Origin of the sequence: Oceanobacillus luteolus (assembly GCF_023715655.1) — a bacterium.
GTDB lineage: Bacteria > Bacillota > Bacilli > Bacillales > Amphibacillaceae > Oceanobacillus > Oceanobacillus luteolus.
The window spans coordinates 13,998-31,541 of record NZ_JAMBON010000001.1 but is presented as its reverse complement, the minus strand read 5'-3'; the positions used below and the strand labels follow the sequence as shown (position 1 = coordinate 31,541).

19 protein-coding genes and 1 other annotated feature are annotated in these 17,544 nt (G+C 36.4%); of the genes, 2 read left to right on the top strand and 17 right to left on the bottom strand.

All coding sequences use genetic code 11. The features are described 5' to 3' along the window. Positions 1-12: 12 nt before the first annotated feature. From yhbY to M3210_RS00145, 4 genes are read right to left on the bottom strand one after another with little or no spacing between them, the layout of a single operon-like run. Positions 13-303, bottom strand: a complete 291-nt coding sequence (gene yhbY, locus M3210_RS00160) for a ribosome assembly RNA-binding protein YhbY (RefSeq protein ID WP_251510011.1) — start codon at positions 301-303, stop codon at positions 13-15. A gap of 1 nt (position 304) precedes the next feature. Continuing rightward, complete coding sequence (gene aroE / locus M3210_RS00155; protein ID WP_251510008.1) at positions 305-1,147, bottom strand: shikimate dehydrogenase; 843 nt, start codon at positions 1,145-1,147, stop codon at positions 305-307. A 14-nt stretch (positions 1,148-1,161) separates the two neighbouring features. Next, complete coding sequence (yqeH, locus tag M3210_RS00150) at positions 1,162-2,262, bottom strand: ribosome biogenesis GTPase YqeH (RefSeq protein WP_251510005.1); 1,101 nt, start codon at positions 2,260-2,262, stop codon at positions 1,162-1,164. Positions 2,263-2,265: 3 nt separating this feature from the next. Then, positions 2,266-2,781: a YqeG family HAD IIIA-type phosphatase gene (locus M3210_RS00145; RefSeq protein WP_251510002.1), complete on the bottom strand. Its 516-nt coding sequence runs from the start codon at positions 2,779-2,781 to the stop codon at positions 2,266-2,268. 772 nt (positions 2,782-3,553) lie between these two features. Here M3210_RS00145 and M3210_RS00140 point away from each other — a divergent pair. Both M3210_RS00140 and sigK read left to right on the top strand, forming a co-directional pair. Continuing rightward, positions 3,554-3,694 carry a sporulation histidine kinase inhibitor Sda gene (locus M3210_RS00140; RefSeq protein ID WP_251510000.1) on the top strand — a complete coding sequence of 47 codons (141 nt, stop codon included), beginning with the start codon at positions 3,554-3,556 and terminating at the stop codon, positions 3,692-3,694. 161 nt (positions 3,695-3,855) lie between these two features. Further along, positions 3,856-4,569, top strand: a complete 714-nt coding sequence (gene sigK / locus M3210_RS00135) for an RNA polymerase sporulation sigma factor SigK (RefSeq protein ID WP_251509997.1) — start codon at positions 3,856-3,858, stop codon at positions 4,567-4,569. A gap of 59 nt (positions 4,570-4,628) precedes the next feature. On the opposite strand, the gene mtnN is transcribed toward sigK, so the two are convergent. From mtnN to recD2, 13 genes are all read right to left on the bottom strand, one after another. After that, complete coding sequence (gene mtnN, locus M3210_RS00130; RefSeq protein ID WP_251509994.1) at positions 4,629-5,315, bottom strand: 5'-methylthioadenosine/S-adenosylhomocysteine nucleosidase; 687 nt, start codon at positions 5,313-5,315, stop codon at positions 4,629-4,631. Positions 5,316-5,346: 31 nt separating this feature from the next. Next, positions 5,347-6,021 (bottom strand): YrrS family protein, encoded by a 675-nt coding sequence (locus M3210_RS00125; RefSeq protein WP_251509991.1) that lies wholly within the window; start codon positions 6,019-6,021, stop codon positions 5,347-5,349. Between the two features lie 285 nt (positions 6,022-6,306). Next, positions 6,307-6,783, bottom strand: a complete 477-nt coding sequence (gene greA / locus M3210_RS00120) for a transcription elongation factor GreA (RefSeq protein ID WP_251509989.1) — start codon at positions 6,781-6,783, stop codon at positions 6,307-6,309. A 143-nt stretch (positions 6,784-6,926) separates the two neighbouring features. After that, positions 6,927-7,562 carry a uridine kinase gene (gene udk, locus M3210_RS00115; RefSeq protein ID WP_251509986.1) on the bottom strand — a complete coding sequence of 212 codons (636 nt, stop codon included), beginning with the start codon at positions 7,560-7,562 and terminating at the stop codon, positions 6,927-6,929. Between the two features lie 17 nt (positions 7,563-7,579). Further along, positions 7,580-8,224: an O-methyltransferase gene (locus M3210_RS00110; RefSeq protein ID WP_251509983.1), complete on the bottom strand. Its 645-nt coding sequence runs from the start codon at positions 8,222-8,224 to the stop codon at positions 7,580-7,582. A 67-nt stretch (positions 8,225-8,291) separates the two neighbouring features. Beyond that, a complete protein-coding gene (gene mltG / locus M3210_RS00105) occupies positions 8,292-9,419 on the bottom strand; it encodes an endolytic transglycosylase MltG (protein WP_251509981.1) in 1,128 nt (375 codons plus the stop codon). Between the two features lie 316 nt (positions 9,420-9,735). Continuing rightward, positions 9,736-10,026: a DUF1292 domain-containing protein gene (locus M3210_RS00100; RefSeq protein ID WP_251509979.1), complete on the bottom strand. Its 291-nt coding sequence runs from the start codon at positions 10,024-10,026 to the stop codon at positions 9,736-9,738. 13 nt (positions 10,027-10,039) lie between these two features. After that, a complete protein-coding gene (gene ruvX / locus M3210_RS00095; protein ID WP_251509977.1) occupies positions 10,040-10,453 on the bottom strand; it encodes a Holliday junction resolvase RuvX in 414 nt (137 codons plus the stop codon). Further along, on the bottom strand, positions 10,454-10,720 hold the full coding sequence (locus tag M3210_RS00090) for an IreB family regulatory phosphoprotein (RefSeq protein ID WP_251509973.1): 267 nt from the start codon (positions 10,718-10,720) through the stop codon (positions 10,454-10,456). 86 nt (positions 10,721-10,806) lie between these two features. Beyond that, positions 10,807-13,452: an alanine--tRNA ligase gene (alaS, locus tag M3210_RS00085; RefSeq protein ID WP_251509970.1), complete on the bottom strand. Its 2,646-nt coding sequence runs from the start codon at positions 13,450-13,452 to the stop codon at positions 10,807-10,809. A 74-nt stretch (positions 13,453-13,526) separates the two neighbouring features. Next, positions 13,527-13,732: a binding site (T-box leader), on the bottom strand. 41 nt (positions 13,733-13,773) lie between these two features. Beyond that, on the bottom strand, positions 13,774-14,841 hold the full coding sequence (locus tag M3210_RS00080) for an AI-2E family transporter (protein WP_251509969.1): 1,068 nt from the start codon (positions 14,839-14,841) through the stop codon (positions 13,774-13,776). A 37-nt stretch (positions 14,842-14,878) separates the two neighbouring features. Then, positions 14,879-15,082, bottom strand: a complete 204-nt coding sequence (locus M3210_RS00075; RefSeq protein WP_251509968.1) for a YrzR-like zinc ribbon domain — start codon at positions 15,080-15,082, stop codon at positions 14,879-14,881. 67 nt (positions 15,083-15,149) lie between these two features. Next, a complete protein-coding gene (gene recD2 / locus M3210_RS00070) occupies positions 15,150-17,513 on the bottom strand; it encodes an SF1B family DNA helicase RecD2 (RefSeq protein WP_251509967.1) in 2,364 nt (787 codons plus the stop codon). Positions 17,514-17,544 lie beyond the last annotated feature (31 nt).

The following is a 17,544-nucleotide window of genomic DNA, read 5'->3' as shown; positions in this document are numbered from 1 at the left end:
TTCTCACCCTTTTCAAGGTAGTTGCAGTTGTTTATTTTCGAGTGATTCCTTGTAAAGGACAATGTTATTTCCAATAATTTGCACCAGTTCAGCTTCCGTTCCTTGGATTAGCTTTTCAGCTACTGTGTTTTTGTCTTCCAAACAATTTTGCAGAACACTTACCTTAATCAGTTCCCTTTTCTCTAGAGCATCTTTTATTTGCTCAATCATATTCTCATTTACTCCAATTTTACCAACTTGAAAAATCGGTTTTACATGATGTGCTTCTGATCGTAAAAAGCGTTTTTGTTTTCCTGTTAACATATTATCTTCCTTCCAAAATAGCTAATAATTCATTTTCCATATCTTTCAAATCAATTCGTTTGTTCGTCCATATTTCAAAAGCGTATTGTGCTTGATAAAGAAGCATCGTATGTCCAAAAAGCAGCCTAGCTCCATGCTCTTCAGCATCCTGTAAAAACTTCGTAACAATCGGCTGATACACGATATCACTTACAATTACATCTTTTTTCAATCGCTCAATAGTGACTATTGGTTTTAAACCAAAACTCTTCATTCCGACTGATGTGGTCTGGATAATCAAGTCATAGTTATGGAGGCATTCATTGGCTTTTTCTATGGTAAATACATTTGTATTACTATTATTGTTGCCCAACTGCGCAATATCTTCCGCTTTTTTCAAAGTACGGTTAGCTATATCGATATTTACGAATCCTTTTTGACTCAAAGCGTAAAACAAAGCGCGTGCAGCCCCACCTGCACCAAGAATAAGCACCTTATTTTTCAAGTCATTGAAAAAATCTGGATAGGCATGCTCCAGCGAACGTAAGTAACCTATCCCATCTGTATTATAACCATACCATTTTCCATTCTTGTGAATTACAGTGTTTACTGCGTGCATTTCTTCAGCAGTTGAATCCAAGCCATCCAAATAAGGGATGATCTTTTGTTTATAAGGTACTGTCACATTGAAGCCTTTGATTTCTTTTGATTTTAATTCCTGAATTTTTTCTGCAAAGTCCTCTTCTGGCGAAATTTCAAATAAACGATAGTTTCCTTCCAATCCAGCATTGTCAAGTAATCGATGATGAATCCAAGGAGATAATGAATGCTGAATTGGATAACCAATCAACCCTAACTGATACACTTCCCCAATTCCCCCTATATTAACGAATTTCTAATTCCAACAGAAACATCTTTCGGACTGTGTACGACTACAGTTGCCTCTTCCCCACTCACCGTTACCCAACCTAAACCAGGAAAAACAATATCTTTTTTCTCACCTGTAAGTTTAAAGGAGTGTTGTGTAAAAGATGGTAGAAGTTTTAAACTATCTTCATCTGGTGGAGATAGTAGACCACCAAGATGATTTTCATATAGTTCATCTGCTTTCTCCAATTTTGTACGATGTATTTCCAACTCATTGGCAAAATAACAAATAAATGACTGCCTATCCCCTTTAATGAAATCCAATCTGGCTAATCCTCCGAAGAAAAGAGTTTGCCTATCATTTAACTGATACACACGAGATTTGATTTCTTTTCTCGGGGTAACAATTTTTAAATCTTTTGGTGAAAGATAATGGGCAATCTGCTGTTTATTCACGATCCCCGGGGTATCGATCAACGACGAACTTTCATCTAAAGGTATTTGTATAAACCCTAGAGTGGTTCCTGGAAAATAAGAAGTTGTAATTATATCTTTATGGCCTGTCGATTGTTTAATCAAAGTATTGATAAATGTTGATTTACCAACATTAGTCGTACCAACTACATATACATCCTGGTCATTTCGATGATATTCTATCGCTGCTTTTAAGTCATCAATCCCAGCACCTTTAGCTGAAGAAATCAAAAAGACATCCAATACCTTAATTCCAGCATCCTTTGCTTCTTTTTTAAGCCAATGAATAAGTTTGTTTGCATTCGTGGATTTTGGCAACAAATCAAGCTTGTTTCCTACAAGTATGATTGGATTTTCTCCTGTGATCCTAGGTAAGCTTCTTATGAGGCTGCCATGTACATCAAAAATGTCTATCATGTGTACAACCAACCCTTGAGAATCTCTAATGCTGCTGACCATCCTTAAGTAGTCATCATCTGTCATAGGAACATCCTGCGTTTCATTATAGTGCTTCAATCGAAAACAACGCTGACATAAAATAATGTCCTTTTCAAGAGCAGCTGCTGGCGCGTAGCCAATTTCACCTTTATTTTCAGTTTGAATCTTCGTTCCACAACCCTCGCAATAAATAACTTCCATGCATTAATCCTCCCAGCTGATTTTTCCTTTTGAACGGAAATAATTTAAGATAATCCTTTCAATTCTACGGTTAAACTGCGTAATTTTCGCATCAGACTGGACAATTGGGACAACCAGAATCGTATAGAATCCCGCCGAGTTACCACCAAATACATCAGTAAGCAATTGATCACCAATTACAACAACTTCACTTTTATCAAGGTTCATTTCTTTTACTGCTTTATTAAATGCACGACGCAGTGGCTTTCTTGCACTATAGACATAGGGTGTGCCTAATGGATCTGAAAATACTTTCACCCTATCTTGATTATTGTTGGATATGATTGTCACTTTTATATCTGATTTTTTCATTTGCTCAAACCAAGCAATTACTTCAGGTGTTGCATCTTTAACATCCCAAGCAACCAATGTATTATCAAGGTCTGTTATGATGCCCTTTATTCCACGTTCCTTTAATTCTTCCGCCTTTATATCAAAGATACTTTTAACATGTTGATTTGGTAAAAATTTATTTAACACGCTTACACCTCATTATCCGACTTTCCATTTCATTTCCAATCAGTAATTATCTTATCCTATCATAGCTTAATTAAGATGAAAGATAAACTAAGTAGTGGTAGAAAATATTATTTTACTACAAATTTGATATAAAATCCTGACTAATGTCATTCAAAGAATTTCATCCGGTTAATTATTATTATTTGGAGCATTGAAGCTAGTTAAAATCAATGATCATTAATTTTGTTCAGAAACCAAAACAAATACCATACACTTGAAACATACAGTTTTTAATACAAATTATGTAGTTATTGTCTAAGTAGAATCAAATCATCTAAATCCACGTATCAAGGGACTGTCTCTCTCAAGGCCCCGCAGCGCAGTGTGGTAGACTAAGAACGCACGTCCTAAGCTTCGAGTCTCATGGGCCTTCCTGCGAAAATCGAAGGATAGTTGGAATGCAGAATTAAATTAGAAGCGCAAAGGTATGATTTCAATTTATTAATACTCTAAATAAATGTAAATGATAACTATATTGTATTTGTACAATAATTATTCCAAATATTAGATGATTTTTTGAAAAATCGTTCGACAAATAGTGACACCCGAAAAAATGTGGATAACTTTACCCACTAAACTAACCTCTATAACACAACATTTATATCGATAATTAACGAATTATACACAAGTTATCTACACGTTCCTGTAGATAAACTAAGGCTTGTCCTGTTTTAGGAAACATGATAAATTATAAATTGAACATTCTCATACAATTTTATTGGGGGATTGTAATATGGAAAACTTATCAGATGAACTGCTTGTCGAATCGTATATTAAAGCTAGAAAATTAAATCTTAGTCAAGACTTTTTATTATTAATCAAAAAAGAAATAGATAAAAGATCACTGACGCCAAAAATTAAACATCTCCGTTAACATACCTATTTTCAACCTTATTTCACCTCTTCTTTTGTCGATTTTTTCATAAATCATGAAAATTTCCTTGGACATACACTATTTCACACGAATAGTCATACATTTTACTATGGGCAATTGCCCAGAAAGGTTTGACCTTAAATTTGTGGAGGTGTATGTTCTTGTCAGGAATTTTATCCGTCCTTGCAGTGCTCATCAAAGAAGCGATGTTTTTTGTTTCTTATATTAAGAACCATGCCTTTCCGCAACCATTATCCTCACAGGAGGAAACAAAATATATCAAGGCAATGCTGAATGGGGATAAGGAAGCAAGGGACAAATTAATTGAACATAATCTTCGACTAGTTGCTCACATTGTCAAAAAATTCGACAATACTGGTGAGGATACTGAAGATCTAATTTCCATTGGTACTATTGGACTCATTAAAGGGGTCGAAAGTTTTTCCGTTGACAAAGGTACGAAGTTGGCGACCTACGCTGCGCGATGTATTGAAAATGAAATACTGATGCATTTGAGAGCTTTGAAGAAAGTTAAAAAGGATGTATCTCTCCATGATCCGATTGGTCAGGATAAAGAGGGTAATGAAATTAGCTTAATTGATATTTTAGAAGCTGAGAGTGAGAATATCATTGAATTTATTCAGCTTAATATGGAAATCAATAAAATGCAGGACTTCTTCCAAGTACTTGACGACAGAGAAAAAGAAGTAATTATTTACCGTTACGGTCTCCATGATAAAGACGAAATGACACAAAGAGAAATCGCGAAGAAACTAAATATTTCTAGGAGCTATGTCTCAAGAATTGAAAAAAGAGCACTAATGAAAGTGTTTCATGAATATTACCGACAAGAAAGAAGTAAACTAATAGATTAACTATACAAAAAACGAAGGAAATCGCCCTATTCTTTGCGACTTCCTTCGTTTTAATCATTTTATATGGATTTTACAACTTTAATAATCAATTGTGCTGCATGTTTAGCCGCAGTCTCCAGAAATTCATCAAAGCTAGTGGACGAATCTTTCCCAGCAATGTCAGAAAGAGCACGAATAACAACAAAAGGAGTTCCGTATTGATGGCAAACTTGAGCAATCGCCGCCGCCTCCATCTCTGCAGCTATCATATCAGGAAAGTTTTCCTGTGCCTCCTCAACCTTTGCTTTGTCTTCCATGAAGGAATCACCTGTTGCAATCAATCCTATTTTATAATCAATATCAAGCTCTTTTACAGCATTTGCGGTGTATTCTACCAGCTCTTTTGAAGCTTCATATGTGGCAGGCAATCCTGGAACTTGACCATAAGCATAATCAAACGCAGTCACATCAACATCATGATGAACAACTTCGCTCGATATCACTAAATCCCCTACTGCAAGCTCTGCATGAAATCCACCAGCAGAACCCGTATTGATGATAGCGTTCGGGGAAAATCGTTCCATCATAATTGTAGTGCCCATAGCAGCATTTACCTTACCTATTCCTGACTTTAACAGGACTACTTCCTTTCCTTGAAGCTCACCTTGTACAAATAGGCTGTTTGCTACGGTAATTTCCGTTTTATTTTCCATTTCATTTAATAAATATGCAATTTCTTCATCCATTGCACCAATCAAACCAATCATTCCGCTACCTCCAGCTGTCATTATATGTGCATCATTTCTTATCATTTTCAACTAAAGTTTCTAGTTTTGTTGGCTGCCATCCCTCATTATCTACCCAAGATAGATATACTCGGTAGGTTTCTGTTTCTTCTCGATCAGAAACAGTCGCGACCACTTTCTGATCTCCACCATTACCAACCCACCATTCAATCATATTATCTTCTGGTATGCCTGTAACCATCGATACAGCCTTCTTTATTTCTATACGGTCTTGTGATCCATTTTCAAAATTTGTTGTATGAGGTCCAGTCTGGCTTGTACCAATTGCTGGCCAATTTCCTGTAACTGCTTCAGATACATTATCATCAGATGGTTCTGCCTCCACCGTAGTCACTTCCTGATCTTCGTCTTCCGCTTCTTCATTGTTATCCTTCTCGTCGTCGGCCTGATCTTCTGAATCCTCTTCTATATCTTCTACTTGATCTGAATCGTTGGATTCATTTTCTTGTTCTTCATCATCCTCATCAACTTCCAAGAAAAGTGACTCATTTTTAGCAGTTTCTGCATCAGTGGTTTCTGCTACTTCGTCCTCTCCACCGCCAAATATCCACATCGCCACCAAAAACAGAACGAGTACAGAAGCGAGTATAAGAGAATAGTTAATAAACTTTGTATTTCTTCTACGTTTTTCAAATTTATTTAAGCGAGAATTTGAATTATTTGTCAATGTTTACTCCCTCCTCTAATAACATTTATAGTATCATATTATAACATTTATTCAGAGTAAATTAGTATTTTCCTTTTTACTTTTTGTTTACGAAATATATATAGTATCGATACAAGTTGTAAAAGTTTCAATAAACATATTACCTATACTAGAGTTTCATCGACATGTACAAGTGAAATAAAATTATTTAGGTAAGAAAATTTACAAATCCTCCTATAATAATAGAAGATAAAAAAGTAGCAGGTATTGCTCCTGCTACTTTTTGTATCATCATTAATTGAAAGTCTATTCCACTTTAGTAATTCTAACTTGGATATCGCCACCTGGAGTAGTCACCGTTACTTCCGCTCCAACTTCTTGTCCCAGTAAACTTTGGGCAATTGGAGAGTCATTAGAAATTTTACCTTCGAAAGGATCTGCTTCTGCACTACCAACGATAGTATATGTTTCTTCTTCCCCGTCTGGTAGCTCTTGGAATGTGACCGATTTACCAAGTGAAACAACATTAGGATTTGAATCCGTATTTTCAATAATTACAGCATTACGTATCATTTTTTCAAGTTGTGTAATACGTTGTTCAACGAATGCCTGCTCTTCTTTAGCAGAATCGTACTCCGAGTTTTCCGATAGGTCTCCGAAATCCCGAGCAATTTTAATTCTCTCAACAACCTCTTGTCGACGGTCTGTTTTAAGATAATGTAACTCCTTCTCTAGTTTTTCTTTCCCCTCAATAGTCATATAATAACTTTTCTCTGTAGACATGTATAAACACTCCTTTTTATAATTCCGACAGTATAAGTAATACACTCGCTTGCATTAAATGTATGCGCTTTGAATGTAAATATGAGAATATACTAACCACCACTATGGCAGAAATTCAATAATATATCAATATATTTTTACAATTAGTTAACTTTTTTCTGTGCTAAGATTGTCTCAATCTTAGACGCCATAATATCAATGGCTACATGATTTTGACCACCCTCAGGTATGATGATGTCCGCATAGCGTTTAGTTGGTTCAATAAACTGCAAATGTGATGGTCTAACTTCATTCAAGTATTGATCGACTACTGAATCCAGGCTGCGTCCTCTTTCTTTTATATCACGTAGTAGACGACGAATAATTCGGAGATCCGCATCCGTATCGACAAACACTTTAATATCCATTAAATCACGTAATTCACTATCTTCTAATATGAGTATTCCTTCAACTATAATGACATCTTTTGGTTCAATATGGATTACTTTGTCTGATCGAGTATGCAGTTTATAATCATAGACTGGCTTCTCTATTGCTTTATGTTGTATCAAGTCTTTAACATGTTGAATCAATAACCCATTATCAAATGCTAATGGATGATCATAATTCGTGTTGAGTCTTTCCTCAAACGATAGATGTCCTTGGTCTTTATAATAATAATCCTGTTCAATAACTAAAACACTTTTATCTGAAAAACGATCAAAGATTGCTTTCGTAACCGAAGTTTTTCCACTTCCGCTTCCCCCGGCAACTCCGATGACCATTGGTTTGCTTGTCACTGGCTAGCGCCTGCCTTTCAATCAATTTTATAGCTAAGCATTACACCGTCTCCAATTGGTAGAATTGATGTAATGTAATCTGGATGTGTGGAGAGTAATTGATTATATTCACTAATCTTCTTTACCATATTTTTATATCTTTTCGGTGCAGCCTCCGGATTTGCTACATAACCTCTAAATAATACATTATCTGTAACTATCCATCCACCCTTATTTAATAGCTGGTGAGCTATATCAAAGAAATCACGATACTTCCCTTTTGCAGCGTCAATGAAGATAAAGTCAAATTTTTTCTCTGCTTCCTGAAGTTTCTGCATAACGTCTAAAGCATCACCAAGATGGACAATAATTTTATTGTCTTTATTCTGTTTACTGATTGTTTCAATAGCCTCTTTATAACGCTGTTCGTCCTTTTCAATTGTAATTATTTCAGAATTGGGGCTTGCTTCCAACATACGAAGTGCGGAGTAGCCTATTGCTGTGCCTACTTCAAGAATTTGTTTCGGTTGATGGATCTTTATTTGATTCAACATAAAATCGATTGCGACACTTTCCATAATCGGTACATTGTTTTTATCGGCATGCTCTTCAAGTGTCATTACCCAATCAGGTTTAGGTGAAACCAACTCTTGCAAATAGGTATGGATACTATCATTTATCATATTCTACCTCTTCTACATAAGATTCTAATGCCGTAAAAGTAGAAATGTGAATCAATCATCCACATTTCTACTCGTCGTCACCCAAATGCTCGGCTTTATTCTGATTATGCTCCTCTAGTGTTTCTGCAAAATGAATGTTACCTTGTCGGTCATGTAGAAAATACAAATAATCACTCTCGACAGGATTTAATACAGCTTCTAAAGAACTCTCAGCGAAATTACTTATCGGCCCGACCGGAAGTCCCTTGACTTTGTATGTATTGTATGGTGATTCAATCTCCAAATCCTCATATAATACACGTTCTGTATGTTCACCTTTTGCATAGATTACCGTCGGGTCGGTTTGTAAAGGCATATCTACATCTAGACGATTATGAAATACACCAGATATTTCATTACGCTGATCAAGTTTACCTGTTTCCTTCTCTATAATGGAAGCGAATGTGATTGCCTCGTGAATCGTCATCCCAGCTTCATCTATTTGTTCAAAATATGGTGCCATCACACTTTGAGTCTGTTCAAGCATCATCTCAACAATAGATTCAATGGACGGATTTTCCTCATAAAAGTCGTAAGTAATAGCGTAAAGGTAACCCTCCAATGGAGTTTTTACATCTTCATGCAAAATTTCTTCTGTCAACAGAAGTGGATACTCATCAATCAGCTGCTTAATGTACTCCTCATCATTTACCTTTTCGAGGAATTCTTCACTAGTAAATGAAAAATGGTTACTATAGATTTCAGCAATTTGCTCTACGGTTAACCCTTCCGGTATCGTTACTCGTTGAGTTGACTCCAATACTAACTTCCCGCTTTTTAAAGACTCGATAATCTCATCGATTGTCATAGAGGGACTGAATGTATAATTTCCTGCCTGAAAATCAGATTCATTTTTAAATTTTATGTAGAAACGAAATATAAGATCGTTTTTAATAATTCCATTTTCTTCCAATATCCCTGCAATCGTTGAGGTAGAAGAACCTATAGGAATCTCAACATCAATTTTTTCCTCACTATTCTCATCAACTGGTTCCAAAGCGGATTTGACGTATGAATATCCGGCTACTCCACCAATTGCAAATAATAATATAAATACGATGAGGATGATAAAGACTATTTTACGAACCGTGTGTGCTTCTTCTCCCCGAGCATTCCGGTTTTCTTTAAATAGCTTTTTGAATTTTCCTTTGCTCATGCACTTCTCTCCCTCTTATTCGATATATTATACTATATCTCGGAAAATAATAAAGTATAATAACGCGTATTGCAATAGAGCAAATACGCACTTGAGCGACGTGTGACTGGACCGGAACCAGCAATACTAATAATAAAGATGCTGATAGTTACAGGGAAAAGCTGATGTCTACATAAGACATCAGCTTTTCATAAAGTGAATCTGTATCTCTTGGAATATTACCTTGTGGAAACACGATTCAACGTTAGATTTCCCTTTTACTATCCCGATTTCATTCGATACATCAAATGGGAGGTCTTATAGCCACAACTGTCATTTACTTTTCTTCATCGGCTTCGTCTGCTAATGTTTCTAACATTTCCTCTACCATTTCCCATTCCTCATCAGATTCTATTGGGAATAAAGAGAGGTCCTCATCATCGTTATCCTTTTCTTCATAGCGGAATGCATAAACTTCCACTTCTTCATCCTCTGCCTGTTCGACAGGTATAACTGCAATATAGGAAGCATTCGTCTCGTCTACTTCGAACGTAAATAATACTTCAAATAAATGTTCATCCCCATTATCATCGGGAATAATGATTCTTTCTTTTTCTTCTAATGCCATGAGGTCACCCCTATTATTTTTGATTCAGATAACCCTGTAAGATCATTACAGCAGCCATCTTATCAATTACTTTTTTCCTTTTTTTCCTGCTTAAATCCGCTTCAAGCAGTACTCTTTCTGCAGCAATGGTGGATAATCTTTCATCCCATAATACTACAGGTATTTGAAATGTCTCTTCAAAATGCTCGGCAAATCTCATTGAAGCCTCTCCACGTTCGCCGATGGTCCCATTCATATTCTTTGGCAAGCCAATAATAGCTTTTCCTACTTCGTGTTCTTCTATGATTTTTTTCAGTTCAGCATCTGCAGACTGAATATCATCTTCTTGCCAATATATTGTTGTAATTCCTTGGGCTGTCCATCCTAATGCATCGCTGACAGCTACACCTATTGTTTTTGTTCCTACATCAAGCCCTAATATTTTCATTTAGTTATTCTGATTTCCTTTTAAATAGTATTTTACTAATTCCTCAATAACCTCATCACGTTCAACCTTACGTATTAAATTTCGTGCATCTTTATGTCTTGGGATATACGCAGGGTCACCTGACAATAAATAACCTACAATCTGATTAATTGGATTGTAACCTTTTTCCTGTAAAGCTTCATGTACGGTAAAAAGAATGGTTTTTATATCGTGATCATACGGCTCCTCTGAAAAATTAAACTTCATCGTCTTGTCAATTGAACTCATTGTGACACCTCATTCCAATTTTTAAGGAAGCACTCAACTCTATCATAAAATCATTATAACCTTTTCAATGCATTGTTACAAATTACTTACTGGTTTATTACACCATTCACATGATCTTTAGCAGTGTTAAGTGCTTCAAGAATTTTCGATGGATCACTTCCTCCAGCTTGAGCCATATCTGGGCGTCCACCACCTCCGCCACCGCAAACGGCAGCAGCTTCCTTAATTAATTTTCCTGCATGCAATCCTTTTTCGACAAGATCCTTGGATATTCCTGCAGCCAATTGGACTTTCTCATTATTTTCTGTTGCAAGAAGTATAACAACAGAACCAAGTTTCTGTTTCAAATCATCCACCATATTCCTAAGCTGATTCATATCCTTCACATTCACATGCTGTGCCAGTACTGGAATGCCACCAATATCTTCTACCTGCTCTAATATGGCAGAGGCTTCAACATTTGCTAGTTTCGAACTAAGTGATTCGTTTTCTTTTTGCAGAACCTTAATTTCGTGCTGTAAATGCTGTACTTTTTCAGGTAATTGAGCATCATCATTGGCTTTTACAAGGTCGGTAACTTGTCTGAGCACATTCATCTTCTCGTTTAAAAATTCATAAGCATTTTTACTTGTTACAGCTTCAATCCTTCTCGTTCCAGCTCCAATTCCACCTTCTGAAACAAGTTTGAACAGTCCGATTTCAGAAGTATTCCTAACATGACAGCCACCACAAAGTTCGATACTGTAATCACCGATCTGCACTACGCGAACAATATCACCGTATTTTTCACCAAATAAAGCCATTGCTCCCATCTCTTTTGCTTCATCGATTTTTTTATAATCAATAACAAGATTGATGGACTGCCAGATTTTTTCGTTTACAATCTTTTCGATTTGTTCAAACTCTTCTTTGGTAACCGCAGCGAAGTGGGTGAAATCGAAACGAAGACGATCTGGAGTAACTAATGAACCTGCTTGATTCACATGTTTACCAAGGACATCTTTTAACGCTTGATGCAATAAATGGGTTGCAGTGTGATTTTTTATAATTGCATTACGAAAATCATTCTCTACAATAGCACGCACTTGCTCAGCTTTTTGCAACTCACCACTTTTAACCGTCACTCGATGGATATGAAGACCTTGAGGGGATTTTTGTACATCTTCAACGTAAGCTGATGCACTTTCTGTGTAAATCCATCCCTTATCGGCAATCTGTCCACCACTCTCTGCATAAAATGGCGTTTCTGATAAAAAGAGCAGAACCTCATCATTTTCTTTTGCAATCTCTGCTTCAGAATCATCTTTTACAATTGCCGTTATTGTAGCGTTCGTTTCCAACGTATCGTAACCAATAAACTCACCTTCTACATCAAGTTCGCTCAATGCTGTGTTTTGGACCTGCATTGAATCAACTTTCTGTCTAGCACTTCTTGCACGTTCCCTCTGCTTCTCCATCTCTTTCTCAAAGCCTTCTTCATCAATCGTAAAGCCGTGTTCTTCTACGTATTCAGCAGTAAGCTCTTTTGGAAAACCGTACGTATCATATAATTTAAATACTGCTTCTCCAGGAAAAACTTTGTTGCCTGCTGACTTTTCCCTCTCGATAATAGTTGTAAGAATATCCAATCCATCATTTAACGTTTCATGGAATCGCTCTTCCTCTAAACGAATAACTTTGGCTATATAATCTTTTTGATTCGACACTTGTGGATAGTATTCCTTCATTATATCTCCAACAATATCTACTAACTCATATAAAAATGGTTTATCTAATCCTATTTCCTTGGAAAATCGAATAGCTCTTCTAATTAATCTTCTAAGAACATAACCGCGTCCTTCGTTCGAAGGTAGTGCACCATCTCCAATTGCAAAGCTGACTGTCCGAATATGGTCTGCAATCACTTTAAATGCGATAGTCTGTTTTTCGTCTTTCCCATATTTAACTTTAGCGATGCTTTCTGTTTTTTCAATGATAGGCAGGAATAAGTCTGTTTCAAAGTTGGTTGGCACATTTTGAATGACGGACATCACTCGTTCCAATCCCATACCTGTATCAATGTTTTTCTTAGGGAGTGGCGTATACGTATCATCAGCATTATGGTTGAACTGGGAGAAGACCAAGTTCCATATTTCTAAATAACGTGCATTTTCTCCACCTGGGTATAGTTCAGGATCATTTGGATCATTCCCATATTCAGGTCCTCGATCGTAAAATATTTCAGAGTTTGGTCCACTTGGCCCTTCGCCTATATCCCAAAAGTTCTCTTCCAACCGGATGATTCTTTCTGCAGGTACTTTAATTTGATTCAACCAGATATCGTAAGCCTCATCATCTTCTGGGTGCACGGTGATTGACAATAATTCCGGGTCAAAGCCGAGCCATTTCTCACTTGTAAGAAATTCCCATGCCCAATGAATTGCCTCCTCCTTGAAGTAATCACCAATCGAAAAGTTACCTAGCATTTCGAAAAATGTATGGTGCCTTGCAGTGTAACCGACATTCTCAATATCATTTGTTCGGATGGACTTTTGAGCATTTACAATTCGTGGATTCTCTGGAATGACTCTCCCATCAAAATATTTCTTTAATGTAGCGACACCACTATTGATCCATAATAAACTCGGATCGTCATTTGGTACAAGAGAAGCACTTGGTTCAATTTGATGGTCCTTTTCCTTAAAAAAGTCTAAAAACATTTGTCTAACTTCAGCAGAATTTAATTTTTTCATCATTTGATCCTCCTATATATTTACATTCAGTAATCATCTAATCAAACCAATAAAAAAATCCCCTCTCTGCTCTATGCAGGGACGAGATTATTCGCGGTACCACCCTAATTATGAATAGAATGACTACTATTCATCACTTATGCATGTTAACGGTTTGAAACCGACGGGGATTAGCCGTACTCTAGTGTAGCATTCCATGTTTCCATGTGAGGATGTTCTCAGCACTTCATCCCTCTCTGTCACACGAACTCCATGTACTCGGCACTTTCATCATTTTAAAATATGTGTTTAGCGATAGTATAGATAATAATTTTTCTCTTGTCAATCGGTACTAATTAAATATGGTAAATGCTTAAAGATCACCTTGAGAATCGCAAGAACTGGAACAGCAAGAATCATACCAAGTATACCAAACAATTCTCCACCTAGAAGTAGAACAAAGATAATCGCAATTGGATGGATTTTTATGTTCTTCCCCATGATATATGGGGATAAGAGATTGCCTTCAATGACCTGAACAGCAAAAATGGTGATGACTACATAAATTGCAAGGCTTGGTGATGAGGCATACGCAATTATGACAGCTGGAATGGCACCAATTATTGGACCAAAGTATGGAATAATATTGGTTAAGCCAAGTAAAATGGAAAGCAAAAGAGCATAGGGCACATCAATCCATTTAAATATGATTAAGGTGACCAGTGCAACAAATATACTTACGATAAACTGTCCCCTGATATAACCTCCAAGTCCTTCATCAATTGCATAGACCATTCGTTTTACTCTAGCATGGAGTCTTTTCGGTATAAACCTTTTGATGAAATTCTTCATCAACTGATAATCCTTAATATAATAAAATACGAGGACAGGGATTACAGTTATGATAATAATCATATCGAAAATATGCAGAAATCCATCAACGAGCCTCGTCAACAACATATCCAATGAATTTTCCAAACTGAGGAGCAGTTCATCAATTTTATCGTGTACCGTCTCAGGGAGAAATGCGGTATAATCATACAGATTGTTAATTGAAGCCTCATACAATTCTATAAATTGCGGGAAATTGTCGATCAAATCTTTCATTTGATGAATTACCAAGGGATAGACACGATAAAATAAAAATCCGATACCTCCAAAAAATAGAACATAAATAATCAAGACAGCAAGCCCTTTATGAATTTGCTGCCGATCTAAAAAAGCAATGATCGGAAAAAGTAGATAGGCAATAAAAGCAGCAATAAAAAAAGGCAGTAGAAGCCGCCATATAAAGGAGAAAAGCTCCTTAAAGTAAGGATAAGTTATTAAGATCAAAAAAGAAAATACTAAAAGTAAAATACCAATCAATAAAATATATATTAGTTTTTTTCCATCTATCCGGTGAAGCAATGGCAACACTCCAAGAGACTTATTTTAATCACGATATTCAGGATAGCAATCTATCTTCTAATATCGTTCTTTCTTCTTCGGAAAATAAGTCATTTAATGGACTTAAGCTGCCATCAGGTTCTATTTGATTCATATTAAGCTTCCCTTTTTCAATAGAAAGTTCAATATAACACGTCCAACAATAGTATAATTGAACGCCTATCTTACCAAGGTTCTTCCCTCGACAGTTAGGACAGTGCATTCTACATCATCTCCACGGTCAGTATATAACACTATCCTAACCGTATTTCGAGAGGTCTATACCTATTTTACATAAAATCATAGGGATTGAGTGCTTCTGATTCTTCAGATGAATCTACTTGAGGTTCTATTTCAATTCTTTTTTCAAGCTGTTCAATTAACGAAGTATAACGCTGATTCGTATCGATGGTGGTAACTCCACGCATAAAAGCTGAACTATCTCCACATATAATGAGAGATTCCTTGCTTCTTGTAATTGCTGTGTACAATAAATTTTTCCTGAGCATACGATGATAGGAAGAAATAACAGGCAATACGACAATCGAAAATTCACTGCCTTGTGATTTATGAATGGAGATACAATAAGCATGCATAAAGTTCAGGAAGTCTTGCCTTTCATACACCACTTCCCTCTCATCGAATGCAATAACTATTTGATCCTTCTTTTCTTTGTTCTCTTTAGCGAAGAAAATCGCTACAACCTCTCCAATATCTCCGTTAAACACACCATCTTCAGGTTGATTAACTAGTTGAATGACACGGTCGCCTACACGGTAAGAAACATCAGAAACTTGGATTTCCCTTTTTTTGTCTGTTTTTGGATTGAGCATTTGCTGTAATTCTTCATTAATCCGATTGATTCCTGCTTCTGTCTTATAAATCGGTGCAAGAACTTGAATATCATTCGTATCAATACCTTTATCCATCGCAAGTTTAAAGATTTTTGTGATTGCTTCTACAATTTGGTTATTATTTACGGAGAGAAAACTGAAATCCTTTGCTTTTTTCAATGATTGTGAAGTTAGAGCATTGTTTTTTATTTCATGGGCGAGTTCAATTATTTTTGAACCTTCTTGTTGACGATAAACCTCTTGTAATCTTACAACAGGTATTTTATCACTTGCCAGCAGGTCAGATAGAACTTGACCGGGACCTACCGAAGGCAGTTGGTCTTCATCACCTACCATTAATATTTGCATATCATCAGGAATAGCCTTAAATAGATGATTGGCCAGCCAAATGTCGACCATAGAAAACTCATCAACAATTAAAAAACGGCCAGATAATTGTTCATGTTCATCTTTATCGAAACCATCTGTTCCATTCCAACCAAGCAAACGGTGAATCGTATATGCCGGCAACCCAGTTGATTCACTTAAACGTTTGGCCGCCCTCCCAGTCGGAGCAGTCAAAACAAAAGGAAACTCAGCTTTCTTCTCATAATCATCGATATCAAGGGATACATCATGGATAGCTGCATACGCTTTTACAATCCCTTTAATTACAGTGGTTTTACCTGTACCGGGCCCACCGGTTAGGATCATAATCCTTGAGCTTAGTGATTTTTCAATCGCATGAAATTGTTCTTTACCATAGCTAAGCACTTCTTCTTCCTCGATTTCACCTGTAATTTTCATCAGTTCTGCGAGAGTCGTTCTATCTTCAAGCTCGTTTTGCATAATCCTATTCAGGTTCGTCGCAAAACCATCCTCAGCATAATACAAGGAAGGCAAGTATACGTTCCCATCATGTATAATAATTTTCTTCTCTATATTTAAAGTATCCAATTGCTCCATCACTACTTGTTCTTCTATTTGGAACCCTAATAATTGGATGACTTCTCTTATACAATAGTCATATGGTAAGTACACATGTCCATCTTGCATGCTTCTTTGCAAGACAAATACACAACCAGCACCAATACGAGTAGGGTGGTCGACTGCGAGCCCGTTCATTCTTGCAATTCGATCCGCAGTTTGAAAGCCAAAACCTTCAATATCGAAAACAAGTTGGTAAGGATCATCGGCAAGTTTGATAATAGCATCTTCTTTATACTCTTGATAGATTCGTTGAGCCATTTTTAAGCCGATCTGATAATTTGAAAGAGTGATTGCGATTCTTTCAAACCCTTGATGTTCTTCTAAACTTTTATGTAATTGGTCACGCGTCTTTTTAGTAAGACCCGGAATCCCATCCAGGCATTCCGGGTCTTCTAAAATATGAGAAATAGCATTTAAGCCAAGTTTATCTACTATCTTTGTTGCAGTCTTTACACCAATGGAATAAAAAAGATCACTGGAAAGGTATGAAATCAGGCCTTCCTTTGTATCAGGAATATAAGTTTGGTAGGAGTCGACACGATACTGCATCCCAAATCGTGCATGTTGTTCAAAGGTTCCATAGAAATAGTACGAATTTTCTTCCGTAAGTTCAGAAAAATAACCTTTAACAACAATTTCTTTTTCATCATATTCTTCATTTGTATCTTCAATCTTCACTTTAATGATTGAGAAGTTCTCCGACTGATTTTGAAAAATTGTATAAAGAACGACTCCTCGTATATATCCCTTTTCATTTTGCTTTTTTTCTTCCATTTGTAAAACCTCTCGTTTCGTTATAGCTAAAATTTTACATGCTGGCTTCTTCGCCATAACATCTCGCACCGCTATTCATTATAGTTGA